The organism is Kribbella sp. NBC_00889, assembly GCF_045207705.1.
Taxonomy (GTDB): domain Bacteria; phylum Actinomycetota; class Actinomycetes; order Propionibacteriales; family Kribbellaceae; genus Kribbella.
The window spans coordinates 1,565,472-1,585,543 of sequence record NZ_CP108783.1 but is presented as its reverse complement, the minus strand read 5'-3'; the positions used below and the strand labels follow the sequence as shown (position 1 = coordinate 1,585,543).

Annotated in this window: 17 protein-coding genes; 5 read left to right on the top strand and 12 right to left on the bottom strand. The window is 67.6% G+C overall.

Annotated features, from left to right (window positions below; all coding sequences use genetic code 11):
- Positions 1–5 precede the first annotated feature (5 nt).
- Together OG817_RS07705 and OG817_RS07700 are read right to left on the bottom strand one after the other, a co-directional pair.
- The gene (locus OG817_RS07705; RefSeq protein ID WP_406053014.1) at positions 6–1,523 is read right to left on the bottom strand and encodes an LLM class flavin-dependent oxidoreductase; all 1,518 of its coding nucleotides are present in this window, start codon (positions 1,521–1,523) and stop codon (positions 6–8) included.
- Between the two features lie 93 nt (positions 1,524–1,616).
- Positions 1,617–4,649 (bottom strand): BTAD domain-containing putative transcriptional regulator, encoded by a 3,033-nt coding sequence (locus OG817_RS07700; RefSeq protein WP_406053013.1) that lies wholly within the window; start codon positions 4,647–4,649, stop codon positions 1,617–1,619.
- Positions 4,650–4,746: 97 nt separating this feature from the next.
- Here OG817_RS07700 and OG817_RS07695 point away from each other — a divergent pair, with 97 nt between their 5' ends.
- The 4 genes from OG817_RS07695 to OG817_RS07680 all read left to right on the top strand — a co-directional run bounded on the left by OG817_RS07695 (position 4,747) and on the right by OG817_RS07680 (position 7,216).
- Complete coding sequence (locus OG817_RS07695) at positions 4,747–5,310, top strand: NADPH-dependent FMN reductase (protein WP_406053012.1); 564 nt, start codon at positions 4,747–4,749, stop codon at positions 5,308–5,310.
- 15 nt (positions 5,311–5,325) lie between these two features.
- Complete coding sequence (locus tag OG817_RS07690; RefSeq protein WP_406053011.1) at positions 5,326–5,865, top strand: dihydrofolate reductase family protein; 540 nt, start codon at positions 5,326–5,328, stop codon at positions 5,863–5,865.
- Positions 5,866–6,050: 185 nt separating this feature from the next.
- On the top strand, positions 6,051–6,635 hold the full coding sequence (locus tag OG817_RS07685; RefSeq protein WP_360450863.1) for a hypothetical protein: 585 nt from the start codon (positions 6,051–6,053) through the stop codon (positions 6,633–6,635).
- Positions 6,632–7,216, top strand: a complete 585-nt coding sequence (locus OG817_RS07680; protein WP_406053010.1) for a hypothetical protein — start codon at positions 6,632–6,634, stop codon at positions 7,214–7,216. The genes OG817_RS07685 and OG817_RS07680 overlap by 4 nt, the downstream gene beginning before the upstream one ends.
- Before the next feature lie 56 nt (positions 7,217–7,272).
- On the opposite strand, the gene OG817_RS07675 is transcribed toward OG817_RS07680, so the two are convergent.
- Complete coding sequence (locus OG817_RS07675; protein ID WP_406053009.1) at positions 7,273–8,637, bottom strand: FAD-binding oxidoreductase; 1,365 nt, start codon at positions 8,635–8,637, stop codon at positions 7,273–7,275.
- 269 nt (positions 8,638–8,906) lie between these two features.
- Between OG817_RS07675 and OG817_RS07670 the strand changes: the two genes are divergently transcribed.
- On the top strand, positions 8,907–9,458 hold the full coding sequence (locus tag OG817_RS07670; RefSeq protein ID WP_406053008.1) for a dihydrofolate reductase family protein: 552 nt from the start codon (positions 8,907–8,909) through the stop codon (positions 9,456–9,458).
- Here OG817_RS07670 and OG817_RS07665 read toward each other — a convergent pair.
- The 9 genes from OG817_RS07665 to OG817_RS07625 form a co-directional block, all read right to left on the bottom strand.
- The gene (locus OG817_RS07665) at positions 9,435–10,121 is read right to left on the bottom strand and encodes a GntR family transcriptional regulator (protein WP_360458422.1); all 687 of its coding nucleotides are present in this window, start codon (positions 10,119–10,121) and stop codon (positions 9,435–9,437) included. The two genes, OG817_RS07670 and OG817_RS07665, sit on opposite strands and share 24 nt — an antisense overlap.
- A 53-nt stretch (positions 10,122–10,174) precedes the next feature.
- Positions 10,175–11,092, bottom strand: a complete 918-nt coding sequence (locus OG817_RS07660) for a D-2-hydroxyacid dehydrogenase (RefSeq protein ID WP_406053007.1) — start codon at positions 11,090–11,092, stop codon at positions 10,175–10,177.
- Positions 11,092–11,970, bottom strand: coding sequence for a carbohydrate ABC transporter permease (locus OG817_RS07655; protein ID WP_406053006.1), 879 nt, complete (start codon positions 11,968–11,970; stop codon positions 11,092–11,094). The genes OG817_RS07660 and OG817_RS07655 overlap by 1 nt, the downstream gene beginning before the upstream one ends.
- Positions 11,970–12,869, bottom strand: coding sequence for a carbohydrate ABC transporter permease (locus tag OG817_RS07650; protein ID WP_406053005.1), 900 nt, complete (start codon positions 12,867–12,869; stop codon positions 11,970–11,972). Before OG817_RS07650 ends, OG817_RS07655 begins: the two co-directional genes overlap by 1 nt.
- Complete coding sequence (locus OG817_RS07645) at positions 12,866–14,164, bottom strand: ABC transporter substrate-binding protein (RefSeq protein ID WP_406053004.1); 1,299 nt, start codon at positions 14,162–14,164, stop codon at positions 12,866–12,868. Before OG817_RS07645 ends, OG817_RS07650 begins: the two co-directional genes overlap by 4 nt.
- Before the next feature lie 10 nt (positions 14,165–14,174).
- Complete coding sequence (locus OG817_RS07640) at positions 14,175–16,010, bottom strand: alpha-amylase family protein (RefSeq protein WP_406053003.1); 1,836 nt, start codon at positions 16,008–16,010, stop codon at positions 14,175–14,177.
- On the bottom strand, positions 16,007–16,855 hold the full coding sequence (locus tag OG817_RS07635; protein WP_406053002.1) for a 2-hydroxy-3-oxopropionate reductase: 849 nt from the start codon (positions 16,853–16,855) through the stop codon (positions 16,007–16,009). Before OG817_RS07635 ends, OG817_RS07640 begins: the two co-directional genes overlap by 4 nt.
- Positions 16,852–18,936 (bottom strand): alpha-amylase family protein, encoded by a 2,085-nt coding sequence (locus tag OG817_RS07630; protein ID WP_406053001.1) that lies wholly within the window; start codon positions 18,934–18,936, stop codon positions 16,852–16,854. Before OG817_RS07630 ends, OG817_RS07635 begins: the two co-directional genes overlap by 4 nt.
- 184 nt (positions 18,937–19,120) lie before the next feature.
- A complete protein-coding gene (locus tag OG817_RS07625) occupies positions 19,121–20,029 on the bottom strand; it encodes a LysR family transcriptional regulator (protein WP_406053000.1) in 909 nt (302 codons plus the stop codon).
- Positions 20,030–20,072 lie beyond the last annotated feature (43 nt).

The window sequence follows — 20,072 nt, the reverse complement described above, 5'->3', positions numbered from 1 at the left end:
CGACCTCACATCACGCCGAGCCGTGCCAGCGGCTCGACCAGTTCGCGCTCTTCGTAGGACAGGTGGGAGAGCAGCGTGTCGTCCAGGAGATCGACTGCCGCACGGAGACCGTCCAGGTTGCCGGAGCCGTCGACCAAAGCGACGAGTGCCTTGTCGACGCCCTCGAGGACGTCGTGGATGACGCGGTGCTCCTCCTGCAGGCGATCAACGACCGGGACGAGTTCGGGATCGGCTCGGCGCAAGTGCGGGAAGAGTGAAGCGTCCTCGATCGAATGGTGCGTGGTGACCAGCCGGCAGTAGGACTCGCAGTACGTGCCGAGGGTCCAGTTGTTCTGCCGCATCGTCATCGTGTTGATGTGCGACCGCGCCTGCCCGACACCGAGCGAACCGGCGGCGACCTGCTCGACGAGGTCGCGGATCTGCTCCAGTTCGGCCCGCAGATGATCGTGCACCTCGATCAGATGCTGACCCGACGAGAGCTGGTACGGCGTATACGTCCGGGACGGATCCAGCGCCGGACCGGTCGGCCGCTCCGACTCGTCCAGCAGTTGTACGGCGCTCCGTCGTACAGCGGGAGGTGGAGTCGGTACGACGGTGAACCCATCGGACCGCACCGGAGCAGCTGCTGTCTCGACGCGCCGGCCGGTTGAGCGTGCGGTGTCGACGGACTCGCGGACGCCGGCGGCCACCTCGGCGAAGCGCCGGATGTCATCGGGGTCGTCGGAGCCGAGGATGTACGTGCTCATCCCCTCGCCCAGCGTCAGGTCGGTGAGCTGGTCGATCCACACCTCCTCGGGCCCTTGCAGGAAGCCACCATTCCCCTCGAACCGTCCGGACAGGTTGTACAGACGCCGTACTGACGCGGGATCGCGGCCGGCATCCACCGCGGCCTCGTCGATGATCTTGTTCATCGCCGCCAGTTCGTCGGGTCCGGCGTACGCGCTGCTCGGAAGCCAGCCGTCGGCGAGCCGGCCGGTGACGGCGAGCATGCGCGGCTTGTAGGCACCCAGCCAGATCTCCACATCGTGGGCGGGTTGCGGGCCGCGCTTGGCGCCGGCGACCGGGTAGTGCTTGCCGGGCAGCCGGATGCCACCGCCGGTCGGAGTCCAGACCTCGCGCATGATCGCGATGGCCTCCTCCAATGCGGCGATGCTCTGGCCGGTGGTCAGGCGCGGGCCGGCGTTGGCGGCCACGGCGTCCAGGAAACCGCCGGCGCCGAGACCGAGCTCGACGCGGCCGCCGGTGATCAGGTCGAGCGTGGCGACGCTGCGGGCCAGGACGATCGGGTGGCGCAGCGGCAGGTTGGCGACGTTCGTCGTGACCTTCACGCGCTGGGTCTGCGCGGCGACGACGGACAGCAGGGTCCAGGCGTCCATCAGACGCGGCTGGTACGGGTGGTCCTGGAAGCTGACCAGATCGAGGCCGACCTGCTCGGTCAGCTGGGCGAGCGCGATCACCCGCGCGGGATTGTCGACCGTAGGGGTCAGGAACGTGCCGAAGACCAGCTCGTGGCCGTAGTCCATGGTTCACCTTGCCTGTGGGGATGGTTCGTCGACAGCAAAACTACTTCGCTGGGCAAATAATCTCAACCACAGAACATCTGGTGGCCAACTGGATCACAGCAGCTGGAAGGCCTCCTGCGGTCTGAGGGCGGCACCGGCGGCGTACGCCTCCGCGTAGGCGGCGTCGCCCAAGGCAGAGCGGACGGTCTCGATGGCGCGGTCCAGATCCGTGAGATCGACCGTGGCCGCCAGTTGCGGGTCGGTGGCCCGGGTCGCGGCGGCGGCGCCCAGAAGTTTGGCGGCGACCGTCTTGTCGGGGAGACAGGCAGCGATGCCCTCCAGCGCCCAGCACATGCTGCGGAGCGAGTCGTACTCGGTGGAGATCCGGAAGGCCTCCTTGTGCGACTCCAGCGCCTCGGCGTACTCGCCGCGGAGCTCGAGGAGGAACCCCAGCTCCTCGAGGACCATCGACAGGTAGAGCACCGGCTCGTTCTGCCGGCGGGCCGAGGCGACCAGCGCCCGCAACCACCGCTCGGCCTCGTCGAGGTCGCCGCTGCGACGGGCAGCGAAGCCGAGGACGATCTCGGCCAGTGCCTGCGCCGCGCGCTGTCCTTGCTCTGTCGCGAGCCGCAGCGCGCGCTCACCCTGCGACCTGGCGGCGTCGTAGCGGGCTTGCCGTATCGACGTCCAACCGAGACCGCCCAAGGCCGAGGCGACCTCCGGCCAGAGCCCGAGCTCCTCGGCCAGCTGAACGCCCTCGAGTTGCAGGCGTTCCGCCTCGCCGAAGTCTCCGGCGCGCTCCGCACGCGCACCGAGCCAGCTCAACGCCTGCAGCATGCCCCACCGGTCCCCCAACGACCGGAAGATGCGAGCGCTCTCCGAAGCATCCGCGTGCATAGCAGCAAGATCGGATCGCACATGTGAGTGCTTGGACCTGGACGCCAGCGCGGCGGCTACACCCCACTGGTCGCCGTCGGCCTCGAAGCTTTTCAAGGACCGCTCCAGCAACGTCAGAGGGGTCGCCAGGTCGCCCACATCGCTGCCCGTGTGGGCGATCCACCATTGTCCACGTGCGTCGGCCGTCTCGATCCATCGGTCTCGTTCGCCCGGCGCTCGCGGGTCACCCTGCAGATACAGGAACCCAACCCGCCAGGCCTCAACCCGCGGAGAACCGGGCACCGCCTCCAGCGACCGCTGAGCCTCGGCCAACCGTCCACGTAGGAACCAGTACCAGGCCAGCGCATCCACCAATCGCTCACCCAGATCCAGCCGCCCGACAGCCACCGCCCGGTCCAGTGCGGTCCGCAGGTTGGCAGCGTCCTCGTCCAGCAACTGCAACCATCGGCTCTGCTCCCCGCCGTACAGGTGCGGACGGGCCGACTCAGCCAGCTCCACGTAGTAGTCCAGGTGCCGCTGCCGCACCGCATCCAGCTCGCCCGTGGCCCGCAGCTTCTCCACGCAGTACGCCGCCACCGACTCCAACAACCTGTACCGCGGCCCTTCCACCCCATGCACCGGTACGACGAGCGACCGGTCCACCAGACGGATCAACACATCCAGTACGTCGGCCTCCCCGCACACCGCCGCCGCAGCCTCCGCCGTACATCCATCAGCGTGTACGGCGAGCTTCCGCAGAACGGACTGCTCATCCGGATCGAGCAGCTCCCAGCTCCAGTCGATCATCGCGAGCAGTGTCTGCTGACGCGGCGCAGCACCGCGGTGTCCGGTCGCCAACAGCCGGAACCGGTCATCCAGCCGCGCCACGAGCCCACGGACCCCGAGTGCGCGTACCCGGGTCGCAGCGAGCTCCAGCGCCAGTGGGATCCCATCCAGCCGCCGGCACAGCACAGACACGTCGGCAACGGTCTCAGCGGACAACGTGAAGTCACGAGACGCTGCAGCCGCGCGAGTGACGAACAACTGCACCGCACTGCACTCACCCACCGCGTCGAACCCGAGCGCAGGCGACGGCACCTCCAGCGGCGGCACAGTCCAGACCACCTCACCGGCCAGACCGAGTGGCTCACGGCTGGTCGCCAGCACCCGAAGACCCGGCGCGGCCGCCAGCAAGCGGTCAGTCAGCTCAGCAACCTCCGCAACGACCTGCTCGCAGTTGTCCAGCACCAGGAGCCGCGTCCCCATGACAGCCGCCAGCCGCTCAACCACAGCGTCAGCAGGACCGGCGCTGTCCCGCAGATCCAGGGCCGCCTGCACCGAGTCCGTCAATGCGTTCCGCACCGAGCGAGCAGCAGGCGTCACAGCCGCCAGCTCAACCAGCAGGACCCCATCCGGGAACCGGTCCGCGACCGACGCTGCAGCCGCCAGAGCCAACCGTGTCTTGCCGACTCCCCCAGGCCCGGTCAGCGTCACCAGCCGTGAAGACTGGAGGCCCGAGCTCACCTCCGGCAACGCCTCCGAACGCCCGACCAGCTCGGTCAGCTGCGCCGGAAGGTTGGTCCGCGCGTTCGGCAGGTCCTGCGTCAGGATCGACTGCTGCAGAGCCACCAGCTCAGGACTCGGGTCCAGCCCCAGCTCGTCCAACAGCAGCTGCCTCAAGTGCTCGTAGCTCTCCAACGCCTCGCTCTGGCGTCCGGCCCGATACAGCGCCCTCATGTGCGCGGCCCGCAACCCCTCACGCAGCGGATGCTCCGCAACCAGGACGGACAGCTCACTCACCGGCACCTCAGCACGCTCGAGCGCTGCCAACCGCTGCTCGGTGAGCCGCGCGACAGCCGTCTCCACGAATGCCTCGTCGGCAAAGTCGGCGTACGCCGGACCACGCCAGAGAGCAAGCGCCTCGTCGAGTCGGCCGGCGTCGACCCGCTCCGCGAACGTCAAGGCGTCGTACGACGAGCTGTCGACGGTGAGCGAGTAGCCGGCCGGACCCGACTTGACCAGGACGCGGCTGCCGGGCTCCGCGTCCTCGAAGGCACGGCGGAGCTGCGACACCTTGGCGGACAGCGTGCCGGACGGGTTGCCGGGCAGGTCCGAGCCCCACAGGTCGTCGATCAGCCGGTCAGCCGGGACCGGTCGGCCCTCGTGGACGAGGAGGTCCGCCAGCAGGGCGCGCACCTTCAGGCCTGGGATGGTGACGGGCTCCCCCGCGTCCGTCCAGGCGGTGACCGGTCCGAGCACCCCGAAGCGCATGGCCGCACCCTATCTTTCCGCCCCGGCCGGCGGTGACCGGAAAGAAACCGTAAACGGGATCCGGCAGAGTCTGAAGCACCGGAAAGGAGGCAGGACGATGCGACTGGCAGTGATCATCGGCAGCACCCGCAACGGCCGGTTCGGACCGACCGTCGCACACTGGCTGGCCCGGCAGGCGGCCAAGCAGTTCGAGGTCGACCTGGTCGACCTGGCCACCGCCGCTCTGCCGGCGACACTGCCCGACACCGACGACGAGACGCCGGCGGAGGTCGCAGTACTCGCACCGAGGCTGGCCGCCGCGGATGCGTTCGCGGTGGTGACGCCGGAGATCAACTGCAGCTTTCCGGCACCGCTGAAGACCGCACTGGACTGGTACTACGAGGAGTGGCACGCCAAGCCGGTCGCGATCGTCAGCTACGGCCGGGAATCCGGTGGCCGGTGCGCCGCCGCGCAACTGCGACAGGTCTTCACCGAGCTCCAGGCCGTCACCATCCGCAACACCGTTGCCCTGCCCTGCTACTGGGAACAGTTCACCGCCGACGGTAACTGGCCCCGGCCTACCGCCGGCTACGAAGCCGGCGCCAAGATCATGCTTGACCAGCTCGTCTGGTGGGCCGAAGCGCTCCGGGACGCGCGCTTGAAGCGTCCTTACCAACAGTAAGAAAGGGAAAGACCCATGAGGAAGCTGATCGAATCCACCTTCATGACCCTGAACGGCGCCATCGACAACCCGCAGAACTGGAGTGCGCCGTACTGGGACGACGAGCACAGCGCCTACTCGGTGGCCCTGATGGACGGGGTCGACGCCCAGGTGCTGGGCCGGGCCACCTACGAAGCGTTCGCCGAGGCCTGGTCGCAGCGCAGCGGCGACCCGTACACCGACGCCTTCAACGCGATGCCGAAGTACGTCGCCAGCCGCACGCTGAAGGAGACGACCTGGAACGCCCAGCTGCTCGAGGGCGACGCCGCCGAGGCGGTCGCCCGGCTCAAGCAGACCGAGGGCGGGAACCTGATCAAGTTCGGCACCGGCTCCTTCTCGAAGACGCTGCTGGAGAACAAGCTGGTCGACGAGTACCACTTCTGGATCTTCCCGGTGGTGGCCGACGGCGAGACCATGTTCCAGGGTCAGGGCGTGGACGTCACCCACCTCGACCTGCTCGGCACCACCACCTTCAAGTCCGGCATCGTCGTGCACAAGCTGGCCCCGAAGGCCTGACCGCTCCACTCGCATCCAGCCGGCCCACCTGCAAATGGTGGCCGGCTGGATGCTTGTGCGCGCACTTCGTGGGTACCGGTCCGGCCTCGGGGATGTGAGGCGGAGCTGGGGACCGCCTGCCGCAGGTCCTCGCGATCGGTTCGCCAGATCGCAGGTCCGCACAGTCGAATCGGACTGGAGGTCTGATGGGTACCGTCCTGACTATCGTCGTGATCGTCGTTGTTCTGCTCGCGGCGGCCGCGCTGTTCTTCGCCTACCAACGCAGACGTTCCGGCGAACTGCGTGAGCGGTTCGGACCGGAGTACGAGCGCAGTGTGGAGGAATCGGGCGATCGTCGCAGCGCCGAACGTGAACTGCGCGGACGTGAACGCCGGGTCTCGCAGCTCGACATCACGCCGCTGAGCCATGAGTCCGCCGAGGCCTACCGGGTCGAGTGGGCGCAGGTTCAGCAGAGCTTCGTCGACCAGCCGGCGGCCGCGGTGGCCGACGCCGATCAGCTGGTACTGCGGATGATGCGCGAGTCCGGCTACCCGGTCGACGAGTTCGACCAGCGCGTGAACGACATCTCGGTGGAACATCCGGAGGTCGCGGCACACTATCGCGACGCGCACCGGATCGCCGTCGCGCAGGAACGCGGCGAGGCCGACACGGAAGATCTCCGCCAGGCCGTCACCGCTTACCGCTCGCTCGTCGAGGCCCTGCTGGCCGACAGCGACGACCTGACCGCACGCCATCGCGTGCAACCGACCGACGCCAAGGAGCAAGCATGACCATGCACGACGACCGCCGCATGAACGAGCCGACCGAGGACGATCGCCTGATCGGGACGACCGACGACGACCGGCTGATGAACGCCAAGCCTGTCGACGATCGGACGGACGACCTGACCGACGACCGCCGGGTGGACGGCACGACGGACGATCGCCTGATGGACGACCGCCGGGTGGACGGCACGACGGACGATCGCCTGATGGACGACACGACCGACGACCGGATGATGGACGACACGACCGACGATCGGCTGATGAGTGGCGACGAGCGTCCGTCGGCGGCCGGTGAGCAGGCCGTGGAAGCACCGGCGGCCGACGAGCCGTTGCTGGCCACGGACCTGATGGTCGACTACCGAAGCCGGTGGGAGGTCATCCAGCAGGGCTTCGTCGACGATCCGCGCAATGCGGTGAGCGAGGCGGACAACCTCGTCGACGACGTACTCAAGCGCCTGTCGGAGTCCTTCGAACGCCAGCACCAGGGCCTGGAGAAGCAGTGGTCCGACGGCGAGCCGTCGACCGAGGACCTGCGCTCTGCGCTGCAGAAGTACCGCGCCTTCTTCCAGCGGCTGCTCACCCTCTGAGCGAACCCGGCCGGCGCCGTACGACGAACCGTCGTACGGCGCCGGCCGTTGGTTGCCTAGGGCACGATGTTCTGGTTCAGATGGAACAGGTTGCCCGGGTCGTACTTGCGCTTGACCTCGACCAGCCGGTCGTAGTTCTGCCGGTAGTTGTCGCGGATCCGGCCCTGGTCGTCGTCGGCCATGAAGTTGATGTAGCCGCCGGGCTCGGAGTGCGGCGCGATGTCGTCGTAGTACGACCGCACCCAGTCGATGTTCGCCTCGTTGTCCGCCGCGTCCGGCCACATGCCCGCGATCACCGTCGCGAAGTTGGCGTCACGGTAGGCGAAGGCGGTGCCGTCCGGGGTCACCCGGTGCACGGCTCCGTCGATCGGGTAGATGTGCACGGTCGAGTGCACCGACGGCAGGCTGGGTGCGTGGCGCAGGTGCGTCTGGATCGCCTCGTCGGTCAGCTCGCGGACGAAGCTCGCCTTCCAGTAGTGCTGCAGACCCGTCGGGTAGAGCGCGTCGAAAGCGCTGTTGAGCGCCGGGTACGGCATCGGCCCGACATGTTCGGCAACCACCGGAGCGAACTCCCGGAACCGCGAGATCTCCTCCTCGCCACGGTCCGGATCACCGGCCCAGCACCCCACGATCAGCGCGAAGTGGTCGCCGTGCCGATCCTCGGGGATGAACGGCAGCGGCGGGGCGATCTGGAAGCCCGGGAACCCGCCGAGCTGCTCGGGTGCGTCCCCGATCATGTCGCGGAAGCCCGCCACGACCGCTGTCGCGTCCGACATCTCGAAGAACATCGGGCCGCCGTAGACCGTCGACACCGGAGCCAACCGGTACTCGAGCGCGGTGACCACGCCGAAGTTTCCGCCACCGCCGCGCAACGCCCAGAAGAGATCCTCGTGGTCCTTCTCGCTGGCGACCACGAACTGCCCGTCCGCAGTCACCACATCCGCCGAGATCAGGTTGTCGCAGGACAGCCCGAGTCCGCGGGCGAGGTACCCGATTCCACCGCCGAGGGTCAGTCCGCCGATACCGGTCGTCGACACGACGCCGCCGGTGACCGCGAGCCCGAAGGCGTGCGCCGCGTCGTTGAGATCACCCCAGGTGGCGCCGCCGCCTGCCCGCGCCGTCTGCGTCGCCGGATCCACCCGCACCCCGCGCATGGCGCTGAGGTCGATGACCACACCGTCGTCGACCGTGCCGAAGCCAGGGACGCTGTGCCCTCCGCCCCGGATCGCAAGGTCGAGCTCGTTCGTTCGCGCGAAATCGATCGCGGCCATCACGTCGCCGGCGTTCTCACACCGCACGATGACCCGCGGACGCTTGTCATGCATGCCGTTGCGAACCCGGCGGCCCTCGTCGTACCCCTCGTCGCCTTCGGTGAAGATCTGCCCGCGGGTGCGTTCCGTCAAGTTGTCGATCGTGCCCATGTCGGCTCCCCGGCCTTTCGCTGTGTCGCGGAGCGGCGCACGTGAAAGCACGGCGCCGCACAAACCGGTCGTGACCGTCGAGCGTTGCGCGAAACCTCACCCCAGAGAGCGTCTGAACCCCCGACGAGCAGCCGGCCCTCCCCAGACCCGCCCGTTCGACCCCGAGCCTGCCTGTCCCGCCGACTTTCGTCAATGCCTGGAATCCGATGTCAAGGCCCACCGGCCAGGTCCGACCAGACGGTACAAGCAGAGACCGTCCGGAGGACATCATGCGGAAGATCATGTACTACGTGCACCAGTCGCTGGACGGGTTCATCGAGGGACCGAACGGCGAGTTCGACTGGGCCGAGCTCGGTCCGGAGCTGGGCGAGTACTCGATGGAGCTGACGGAGCGGGCCGACACCTTCCTGTACGGACGGAAGGTCTGGGAGCTGATGTCGTCGTACTGGCCGAACGCCGAGTCGATGAACCCGGATGAGCACGCGGTCGCGTTCGCGCCGGTCTGGCGTACGACGCCGAAGGTCGTGCTGTCGACCACGCTGGAGAGCGCGGACTGGGACACCCGGATCGTCCGGACCGCCGAGGAGATCAGGGCGATCAAGGACGCACCGGGCAAGGACATCCTGCTCACCGGCAGCGCGACGGTCGCCGCTGCTTTGACCGAGCTCGGGCTGCTCGACGAGTACCACGTGATCGTGCACCCGGTGATCCTGGGTGGCGGCAAGCCCGTCTACCAGCCGACCGGTCGCCGCACGCTGCGCCTGGCCGAGACCCGCGCGTTCGACGGACGCACCGTCCTACTGCGGCACGACCTCGTCTGACGCCTGCTGCAGCGTGGTGAGCAGCCGGCCCTGGGCCTGTTCGAGATGGTAGGCGAGATGCTCGGCGGCTGCATCGGGATTCCCATCCTCGATCGCCTTGAGGATGGCGGCATGCTCCTCGGCCACAGTGGTCGGCGCAGCCTTCCGGTGGGCCTGGTACTGGCCCATCGTCAGGTGCACCTCGCCGATGATCAGCTCGTGCATCCGGGACAACCGCCGGCTCCCGACCGCGGCGACCAAAGCGGTGTGGAACGCGATGTCCGCTTCGACCTGGTTCTCGAAGAGACGGTCGCGAGCGGCGTACTCGATCGCCACTTGCGCACGGGCCGCGTCGGCCGGCACCTCGCCGGTCGCGGCCAGCGCGGACACCGCCGCCTTCTCGATCGTCATCCGGCTGAAGAACAGGTCCCGGATCTCGGCCTGGTCGAGCACCGGGACGACTGCCGTTTTGTGCGCCGTACGCCGGAGCAGGCCGAGTGCAGTGAGTCGCTCCAGCGCCGCCTTCGCGGTCGGCCGGGCCACGTTGTACTCGCCTGCCAGCCGAACCTCGGTGAGCTTCTCGCCCTGCGGGATCTCGCCGTTCACGATCCGCTTGCGAACCGACTCGTACAGCGCATCGGTCAGCGAGGACGGCCCGAGCTCCAGGCGCGCTTCGGTACTCACTGCACCCCCTGTGGAATCCAACTGGTCAGGCAAGTGTACGGGCGAGACACGCCCTAATATCCGGCGGACTTGTCGACGATGTTGTGCAGCGGCTCGCCGGAGACAAAACGACGCAGATTCTCGGCCACGATCTCCTGGCTGCGGCGCCTCGTACCGGTGCTGGTGGCTCCGTTGTGTGGCGTGACGATGACGTTGGGCAACGACCAGAACGGGCTCTCCGGCGGCAACGGTTCCACGCCGTGCGCGTCGAGTCCGGCTCCCGCGATCTGTCCGGTCCGCAACGCCTCCAGCAAGGCGTCGTCGTCCGCGATCCCGCCGCGGGAGATGCAGATGAAGTACGCCGACGACTTCATCCGCGCGAACGCGTCGGAGTCGAACACCCCTGCCGTCGAGGGCGTCCGTGGTGCTGTGACCACGACGAAGTCCGATTCGGCCAGCAGTTGGTCCAGCGAGCACAACTCGTCGACGTTCGGCGATGGTTGCTCAGGGCGCCGACGTACGCCCAGCACCCGCATGTGGAACGCCTTCGCCTTCAGCGCGAGGTCGATCCCGGAGTTGCCGAGACCGTAGATGCCGACCGTCAAGCCGACCAGCTCGCTGTGGACGAAGTGGTCCCATCGGTGCTCCGCCTGGGCGCGCATCCAGCGCGGCACGTCGCGGTTCAGCATGAGCATCAGCAGCAGCGAATGCTCGGCCAGCGAGATGCCGCCGTTGCCCGCACTCGACGTCAGCACCACAGGCGACGCCAGCATCTCCGGCGTCAGGTCGGCGTCGACACCGGCTGACGGACTGTGCACCCACCGCAGCTTCGGCGCCTTCGCCAGCACATGCGGCGGCACCCGGCCGATCACGGCCTCCATCTCACCGAACAGGTCCGACGCATCGTCGAGGGAGTCGACGAAACGCAGCTCGGCCCCGGCGGCCGCCTCGACGTACACCGGCGACTCTTTGCCCACCACAACGATCCTCATCACTTCAGCCCCGTGGTGGCGATCCCGCGGATCAGGTACTTCTGCGCGACCGCGAAGAAGATCAGGATCGGAACCAGTGACAGCAACGACATCGCGAACAGCATGCCCACCCCACTCTGGGTCTCGGAATCGACCATGGAGTTCAGCGCCACCGGCACGGTGAACACCTGCGTCCTGGTCAGGTAGATCAACGGTACGAAGAAATCGTTCCACGTCCAGATGAACGTGAAGATCGTAGTGGTCACCAACGCCGGTCGCATCAGCGGCAGGACGACGTACCAGAAGGTCAGGAACGGGCCGGCACCGTCGATCCAGGCGGCCCGGTCGAGCTCGCGCGGCAGGGTCCGGATGAACTGCACCATCAGGAAGACGAAGAACGCATCGGTGGCCAGGAACTTCGGGATCAGCAGCGGCCAGTAGGTGTTCACCAGGTCGAGCTGGGAGAAGAAGATGTACTGGGGGATCACGAGCACGTGGAACGGCAGCATCACCGAGGCCAGCGTGATCGCGAAGTACACCTTCCGCATCCGGAACTGCAGCCGGGCCAGCGCGTACGCCGTCAACGAGCAGGAGAACAGATTGCCGGCAATCGACCCGAGAGTGACGATCAGCGAGTTGACGAAGAACACCGAGAACGGCCGGTTCAGCGCATGCCAGCCTTCCTTGAAGTTCTCGAATGTCAGGTCGGACGGGATGATGCCCGGCTCGGTCAGGATCTGCTCGGGCGGTTTGAAGGCGCTCACGACCATCCACACCAGCGGATAGATCATGAACGCCACGAAGACCAGCAGCCCGGTGTGCTTCAGGACGGACCGGAACCGGCCCTGCCGGACCGGCGCCGGGCTGCTGATCACCTTACCTGCGGTCAGAGTCGCCATCAGCTGTCTCCGTAGAAGACCCAGTACTTCGAGACCTGGAAGTGCAGTGCAGTGACGACGGCGATCGCCACCATCAGCACCCAGGCGAGCGCGGACGCGTAGCCCATGTCGAACGCAACGAAACCCTGCTGATACACGTACAGCGTGTAGAACAGCGTCGAGTTCGCCGGCCCGCCGGTGCCACCGCTGATGATGTGCGCCTGGGTGAAGGTCTGAAACGCGCCGATCGTCTGGAGGATCAGGTTGAAGAAGATGATCGGCGTGAGCAGCGGCACCGTCACGTGGGTGAACTGCCGCCACACCCCGGCGCCGTCGACCTTCGCCGCCTCGTACAGCTCGTCCGGGATCTGCCGCAGACCCGCCAGGAAGATCACCATCGGCGACCCGAACGTCCAGACGTTGAGCACGATCAAGGTCGCCAGCGCAGTGCGAGGGTTCTGCAACCAACTCTCGCCGTGGATCCCGATCAACGCCAGCCCTTTGTTGATCAGTCCGTCGTCGCCGAAGATCTCCCGCCACAGAATCGCAATAGCTACCGAAGACCCCAGCAGCGACGGCAGGTAGAACGCGCTGCGGTAGAACGCGAGTCCGCTCAGCCCGCGGTCGAGGATCAGTGCCAGCAGCAATGCGAAGCCGAGTTGCAGCGGCACCGACACCACGACGTAGATCAGGGTCACCTTCACCGACGCCCAGAACTGGTCGTCGTGGATCATCCGCTGGAAGTTCTCCAGCCCGGTCCACTCCGGCGGGTTCAGGATGTCGTAGTTCGTGAACGCCAGATAGAGCGACGCGAACAGCGGCACCGCGGTGATCAGCAGGAAGCCCAGCTGCCAGGGGATCAGGAAGACGTGCGCCGCCCTCCCCTGGCGGTTGAGATGGAACGCCGACCGCGACCTCATGCGGCCCGCTTGATCCCGGCGTTCACGTCATCGAGCAACTTCTTCGCGCCGTCCGGGACACTCGTCTTGCCGAGCGCGATCTCCTCGCAGATCCGGGTCATCGTCGTACGCCAGGTGCTCGATCCCGGCGGTGCCTCGTAGCGCGGCTTGCGCTCGGCGGCCCGCTCCTTCTCGACGACGGCGAGCATCTCCTTCTCGTCCGGGCTGGCGAACGCCTTCGCCTGCTCGGCCACCTTCGGATTCGTCGGTGCGCCCATGGTCAGGCGGACAGTCTTCAGCATCTCGGGGTTGTTCGCGTTGTAGTCGAGCACCTTGCCGGCCGCCTCGAGGTTGCCGTCGTCGATCCGCTGGTAGATCGCCATCCGCGGGAAGTACAGGTACTTGTGACCTGCCTCCGCGGTCGGCGCGATCGGCGCCGCACGCAGCCGGAACTTCTCCTTCGGGAACATCTTCGCGTCGTCGATGATGTGGTTGGAGTTGCCGAAGTTCACCAGGACCTTCTTCCCCACCTGCGCCCAGTCCGGGCCCATCCCCTCCTGCTCGCTGAGCGACAGCGCGCCGCCGGCCTTGCGCAGCTTGTCCCACCAGTCGAGCCAGCTCGCCAGTCCGTCGACGGTGAACCCGGCCTGACCGTCCTGGGTCCACAGCTGCTCGCCTCGCTGCCGCAGCCACGCCTCGAAGGTCAGGTCGTGGTCCGGTGCGTACGGCGTACCTTTCCGCTGGCCGGGGTTGTTCTTGCTGTAGGCAACCAGCAGCTCGGCGAGGCTGTCCCAGGTCCAGCCCGCACCCTCGGCCGGGATCGTGACCCCGTCGGCCTTGGTGACGGTCTCGTTGTAGCGGATCACCGGCGTGAAGATTGCGAACGGCAACGTGTTCAGCTCGCCGGCCAGCTTGAACGTCTCCTGGTCCTGCTTGCTGTAGTCGCCCCAGTTCAGCGTCGGGACGTCGTCGAGCTTCCGGTACAACTTGCTCTTGTGGTACGTCATCACCTGCGGCGACGCGATCCAGAAGATGTCCGGTACGTCGCGAGCCGCGATCTGGGTCGTCATCCGCTCCTGGAACGCGGTGTACTCCGCGAACTCCGGTTCGATCGCGATCGACGGGTTCGCCGTACTGAACTGCTTCAGGGCCTTGGTGTAGTTCTGCTGCCGGATGTTGTTGCCCCACCACGCATAGCGCAGCGTCACGTTCCCGCCGTCACCCGACGGCCCACCACCGCCACCACTACACCCGGCCACCGCAGCCGCCGAGAGTCCTGTGGCCAGCGACAGCTTGAGAAATCCTCGACGATCCATCTCGCTCTCCTCACACACAGATCAGTGCTTCGAACAACCCGATCTCCGGCACCTGCACCCAGCCGTCGGTCACCGGCAGGCGCTCACCGGACCGCAGCGCTTCGACTTCCCGCACACCGTCCGGCAGCCGTAGCCGCGCCGGACCGACGGGGACGGGCGGAGCGAACCGCTGGTCGGTATCCCCCGATCTGTTCAGCAGATGCACGACCGTCCCGGCCGCGGACCGGCCGAGCACGATCTCGATCTGCTCCGGCAGGTCCGTCGCCATTGACGGTCCTCCGGTCCCGATCACCTCGTCGACAAAGAGATCCCGGTGCACACCCAGCCCGACCTCCCGGTACGAACGGCCGATGGTCCACGGGAACAGCACTGTGTTGCCGCGCTTGACGACCCCCGGATGCTCGAGCTGCACCTGCCCATGACACTTCTCCGGCGGCCCGTACGGCGCCCTCGACAACGCCGGCAAGCCCGTCTCGACACCAGGTCCGGCCTCGACCACGTGAAAGGCCCCGACCACAGGCACCCCACCCTGGAGATGCAACCCCCGTGTAGCTGCCTCGGTCTCGTAGCTCGCCAACCGCCTCACGGGCAGTCGCTCCACCTCTGTGGCACCCGTGGCAACAATCCCACCGTCGTACTCCCCGAGCTCGACCACTCCAAGATCGGGCAGCACGGCCACGCGATAACGGCGCAGGTCGAGGTCGAGGAGCCGCTTCTCCGGCAACACATCGAACGGCACGTGACGCTGGAGCAACGACAGGTAGAGCCCCTGGAACTCGGGCGTCGAGCCTTCCTTCGGCCTGACCAGCAAGGTCTCGGCGGCCGGCACGAGGTCGCGATAGACGTCCTCATGATCGCGATGGAACCTGGTCAGCTCCCCTGCGACCTGCAGGCAGGCGTACGGATTGTCCGACGGCGTCCCCATGATGTACGTCGACGGATTCGCGCCACGAGCGATTGCCTGGAGCAAATACTGCGCGAAGTGATGAGGATCCTCGCTCGCCATCCGGTACGGCATGTCCACGAACCCGACCGAGTTCGTCAGCACCGGGACCGTCGGGCGGTAGGTCTTCGCGGCACTCACGGCCTCGCTGGTGCGGTGGTGCCACAGGCGACGGCCGACGGCGTTGTTCGCCTCGTGGAACACGATGTCGGCCTGGTCACCGAGCACGAGCGGCGCCTCGGGCCGACGTGCCGCGAGGTGATCCCGGATCCGCTGTGTCAGGTCGGCGAGAACCGTTGCCGAGAACAGTTGCCAGTCCTCATAGCCCGGTGAATCCCGCCCGTCCGGCAGCCGCCCGTCGTACCGCTCGTGGCAGGACACGCAGTGGCAGACGCCGTGGTACACGCGGCTGTAGTCGACCTCGTTGAACGACATCCAGTTGCAGAAGAAGCCGTCGAGTGGGTAGCGATCGAGGACTTCATCGAGGACCTCGAACAGCTTCACCTGGTAGTAGTCGCCGCTCGGGCAGACGCTGGTCAGGCCGTTGTAGACCTGGCGCGCGCCCTGCGGTCCGACGAAACACCAGTCCGGGTGGGCCTCGGCGCGGCGGTGGTCGATCTTGGAGAAGTCCATCCGGCCCATCACCCGGATCCCGCGGCGCGCGGCCGCCTTCACGGCGTCGCCGACCAGGTCGCCGGACGGACGCTCGGCCAGGTGCGGGTTGCGGGTCTGGAAGTCGAGGTCGGTCGGGTAGTTCGACAAGATCCCGCCGACGCTCAGCAGCCAGGTGTTGGCGCCGAACTCCTCCAGATAATCGAGCACCTTCTCCACATCCAGCCCGGCGTCGATCTCGCGCAGGTTGGTCTGGAACATCCGGAACGGGTCGTGCCACCACAGCCTCATGCCGGCCCCCGGCGCAGCGTGCGGTAGAGCGCGGAGTGGTCGAGATCGCCGTCGCCATCCGCAATGGCGGCGTTCATCAACTGCTGGGTCGCGGCGGTGTTCGGCAGGGCCAGGTCGAGCTCGGCGGCCGCCTGGACGGCGAGGCCGAGATCCTTGCGGTGCAGGCGGATCCGGAACCCAGGGTCGAAGGTCTGCGTCACCATCCGCTCGCCGTGCAACTCGAGGATCCGGGAGCTCGCGAAGCCGCCCATCAAAGCCTCGCGGACGACGGCCGGATCCGCGCCGGCGGCCTTGGCGAACAGCAGTACCTCGGCCACGGCCTCGATGGTCAGAGCGACAACGATCTGGTTCGCGACCTTCGCGGTCTGGCCGGCGCCGGCGCCGCCGATCAACGTGATGTTCTTGCCGAGCGTCGCGAAGATCGGGCGGGCTCGCTCGAACACCTCCGGCCGCCCGCCGACCATGATCGTCAGCGTCGCGTCCCGCGCACCGACCTCCCCACCTGACACTGGTGCGTCGAGGTAGGCGCAGCCCAGTTCTTCGATCCGCGCCGCGAACCCGACGGTCGCGGTCGGCGAGATCGAACTCATGTCGATCACCAGCGAGCCCTCTCGGAGGCCCGCGGCCACACCGTCAGGACCGAACAGCGCTGACTCGACGTCGGGAGTGTCCGGGACCATCAGGATGACGACCTCGGACCGCTCGGCCGCCTCCTTCGCGGAGCGGCAGACGTGGCCCTCGAGATCGGTACGGCCGCGGTACAGCGAGAGTTCGTGGCCGGCGGCAAGCAAGTTGGCTGCCATCGGCCGACCCATCACCCCGAGACCGACGAATCCGATCCTCATGCGTCGCCCCAATCCACATGCACGACCTCCAGCAGGCCCGCGGTCGGGATGACGATCTCCGCGCGACTGTCCACGACCGTCGGCTCGACATCCACCCCGGCGACCAGCAGCCGCACCTTCACCGGCCGATCTGGTACGGCGATCGACACACGCTGGGGCGGCAGCGGGAGGGTCTCGCGGATCGGGCCGCGCATCGCCATCGGGTTCGTCAGGTTGACCAAGGCAACGGCCACGCCGGAATCACAGCGATGGACCGCGACGTCGACCAGGCCGGCGCCCTCGACGGTCACCTCCGGCGCCTTGCCGAGCGCCCAGGCGACGGCGTTCGCGATCAGCCGGCCGTGGTCGGACTGAAGCGCCTCCCAGAAGATCGCGCCGAGGTTGAACGGGAAGTAGACGGTACGGCCGCCGTTCGCGTTCTCGGTGCAGATCACCGCGGGCCGGTCCGGCGCCTCCCGCGCATACACCTCCTCCATCGGCAGATCCGGGAAGTCCGGGATGAACCTCCACGGAACGACCCCGGTCGCCTCGACGCCCAGGATGTTGGTGCCGCCAATGATGCGGGTCGTTCCCTCGAAGCCGGCGTTCAGCGGATGCTCGTCCATCAGCGCGATGTAGTTGTTCTTGACCGCACGACTCGGCTCGCTCAACCGAACCCCGAGCACATCGCCGAGTCCGAAGTCCGCCCGCGCCTGCCCGTGTTCGTCGTACAAGGAGCTCTGGTACGACGCCACGAGTGAACCGCCCTGGGCGACGTACTCACGCAGGACCGCACACTGGTCGTCGCTGAGTTGCTCGGCGTTCGCGAGGACGACGAGCTTGAACGGGCTGAGCCGTTCGGCGGACAGGAGTTGGTCGGAGACGAACTCGAACGGGACCCGTGCCTCGACCAGCGCCTGGTAGAAGCCGTCCTCGTGATCGTGGTCGCCGGCGTGGAGTTGGCCCGTGCGGGTCGGGTCGAGCAGGGCCACCTCGGCGGTGATGCGCAGGTCGCGCAGTACCGGCTCGACGGTCGCGTGCAGGTTGAAGGCGTCGACAATCGGCTGCACCCAGCGGTGGTCGGGCACGCTCGCGTTGAACTTGGTGAACCAGGGCAGCGCGCCGTGGGCGAACCCGTCGACAATCCAGGTCTTCACCTCTTCGCCCGGCGCGACCGAGTCCTTCCAGCGGTACTGGTGCTCCGGGCCGACCGACGTGATCAGGCGGACCGGCCGATCCGGGAAGACGCCGCGGTTGCGCTTGCCGTTGCGGCCCGCGGCCCAGGGCGCCTCGATCCCGTGCCGGCCTTGTTTGTCGATGATGAACAGCGGCGCGAGTGGCTCGGCCAGATCGCGGGCCAGGTCGCGCGCGGCGAGTGCACCCAGGTTCGGGACGAAGCGTGCATGCGGGCGGAGTTCGCGGACCGCCTGGTCCCAGATGCCGACGAGTTCACCGAGTCTCCGGTGGCGCCAGGCGACGTACTCCGGCCAGCCTTCGGCGTACTCGGCGGCGGGCAACTCGAGGCCGGTCTCGTCGCGGAACGACTTGCGCGCGGCCTCGCTGTAGGAGATGCCGTAGTACCCCTCCCACCGGTTCGCGAAGACCGCGTCGACGCCGTAGTCGCGGACGATCTCGCGGATCACGTCGGTAATGAACTCCCGGTGGTACGACGTGAACGCGCAGGTCAGCCAGATGCCGGGATACGCCCAGTGCTCGATCGGGTTGCCGTCGCGGTCGCGGGCGAGCCACTCCGGATGCGCCTCGGCCGCGTCGGCGTGGATCGCGTGCGGGTCGACACGCGCCATCACGCTCATGCCGAGGCTGCGGGCGCCCTCGACCAGGGTGCCGAACGGGTCGGTGTCGCCGAGGTACTTGCTGCGGTGGTGGTACTCGAGCCGCGTCGGGTAGTAGGCGACGTACCCGCCGGCGCTGATGCAGGTCGCGTTCGACTTGCTGTCGCGCATCAACTGCAACCAGAAGTCCGCGTCGAAGTGCGCGGGATCGTCCTCGGCCAACGTGATCTGGGCCCACCGCGTAGCCGCCAACGGCCAGTCCGGATCGGAATCGGCGGCTGGGGCCTGCTGCTCGGGCTCGGTGTGCATCGCGCCTCCGGAGTCGTCGGGTCCTAAGATTGTTAGACAAGAATGCACGACTGGCAAGAGCTGGTGTTAGCCTTTTCACCACGAGGTACTGGGACCACGAGCTGAGCGCGAACCTCTGTTCACAGAGCAGCCGTATCCGGACCGGCAGCTACAGCTGGCGGACCGACACCAGCCTGGTTTGGATCTAGAGGCTTTCGCCGGCAGCTGCGCGGAGTGCGTCCGCGACGGCGGCGACCGCCGGGGTCTGGGTACGTCGCGTCAGCAGGAAGACCTCACGGCCGACTGAGCCCTCTGCCGGAAGCTTCACCGCGACTCCTGACGGCGCGCCGTGGCCGAGAACCAGGTCCGGGAGGAGCGCGCCGGCACCCGTCGTACGAACCAACTCGAGCAGGATCAGGAAGTCGTCCGAGCTGTAGCGCAGATCCGGTTCGAACCCACCGAGCTCCCGGCAGACCCGCACCTGCATCTCGCGATGGCCGGTGCCGGGTTGGCAAGACGCCCACGGAACGTCGGCCAGGTGCGTGATCGACACTCGGTCGGCGGCAGCCTCGGGATGGTCTTCGGGCAGCACGACGCGGATCTGTTCGCGCAGCAAACGCCCGCGAACCAAGTCGGCATGCACGGCCCGCGGCTGACCGTCGTACTCGTCGCCGACCACCACGTCCAGTTGCTGCAACCTGAGAGCCGGCGCGGCCTGCTCCACCTCGGTCTCGGCGGCCTCGATGCGGATCTCAGGGTGGCTAGCGGCCAAGGCCCGCACGGCCGGAGCCACGATGCGCAGGAACGCGGACTGGAAGGACGCGACCCGAACAACCCCGGCCACCCGGCCCGCCGCTACCGCGGCCAACTCCGCCTCCGCTGCCTCCACGCCCTCGAGCAGGATCGATGCATGCCGGACCAGAACCTGACCAGCCGCAGTCAACCGGACATTGCGCCCGATGCGTTCGAGCAGCGGAGTTCCTGCTTCACGCTCCAGCACGGACAGCTGCTGCGAGATGGCGCTGGGCGTGTAACCGAGGGCGCGGGCCGCTCCGTGCACGGTGCCGCGACCGTGGACTTCCCGCAGAAGTCGGAGGCGATGCAGGTCCAGCATCTGTTCAGAATAGCTACACGATGCTGTCCATGAAGCCGCGATG

Bases quoted from the DNA above. Each gene is read 5' to 3' on its own strand.
- OG817_RS07705 (WP_406053014.1), bottom strand. From the start codon at position 1,523: ATGGACTACGGCCACGAGCTGGTCTTCGGCACGTTCCTGACCCCTACG.
- OG817_RS07700 (WP_406053013.1), bottom strand. From the start codon at position 4,649: ATGCGCTTCGGGGTGCTCGGACCGGTCACCGCCTGGACGGACGCGGGG.
- OG817_RS07695 (WP_406053012.1), top strand. From the start codon at position 4,747: ATGCGACTGGCAGTGATCATCGGCAGCACCCGCAACGGCCGGTTCGGA.
- OG817_RS07690 (WP_406053011.1), top strand. From the start codon at position 5,326: ATGAGGAAGCTGATCGAATCCACCTTCATGACCCTGAACGGCGCCATC.
- OG817_RS07685 (WP_360450863.1), top strand. From the start codon at position 6,051: ATGGGTACCGTCCTGACTATCGTCGTGATCGTCGTTGTTCTGCTCGCG.
- OG817_RS07680 (WP_406053010.1), top strand. From the start codon at position 6,632: ATGACCATGCACGACGACCGCCGCATGAACGAGCCGACCGAGGACGAT.
- OG817_RS07675 (WP_406053009.1), bottom strand. From the start codon at position 8,637: ATGGGCACGATCGACAACTTGACGGAACGCACCCGCGGGCAGATCTTC.
- OG817_RS07670 (WP_406053008.1), top strand. From the start codon at position 8,907: ATGCGGAAGATCATGTACTACGTGCACCAGTCGCTGGACGGGTTCATC.
- OG817_RS07660 (WP_406053007.1), bottom strand. From the start codon at position 11,092: ATGAGGATCGTTGTGGTGGGCAAAGAGTCGCCGGTGTACGTCGAGGCG.
- OG817_RS07655 (WP_406053006.1), bottom strand. From the start codon at position 11,970: ATGGCGACTCTGACCGCAGGTAAGGTGATCAGCAGCCCGGCGCCGGTC.
- OG817_RS07650 (WP_406053005.1), bottom strand. From the start codon at position 12,869: ATGAGGTCGCGGTCGGCGTTCCATCTCAACCGCCAGGGGAGGGCGGCG.
- OG817_RS07645 (WP_406053004.1), bottom strand. From the start codon at position 14,164: ATGGATCGTCGAGGATTTCTCAAGCTGTCGCTGGCCACAGGACTCTCG.
- OG817_RS07640 (WP_406053003.1), bottom strand. From the start codon at position 16,010: ATGAGGCTGTGGTGGCACGACCCGTTCCGGATGTTCCAGACCAACCTG.
- OG817_RS07635 (WP_406053002.1), bottom strand. From the start codon at position 16,855: ATGAGGATCGGATTCGTCGGTCTCGGGGTGATGGGTCGGCCGATGGCA.
- OG817_RS07630 (WP_406053001.1), bottom strand. From the start codon at position 18,936: ATGCACACCGAGCCCGAGCAGCAGGCCCCAGCCGCCGATTCCGATCCG.
- OG817_RS07625 (WP_406053000.1), bottom strand. From the start codon at position 20,029: ATGCTGGACCTGCATCGCCTCCGACTTCTGCGGGAAGTCCACGGTCGC.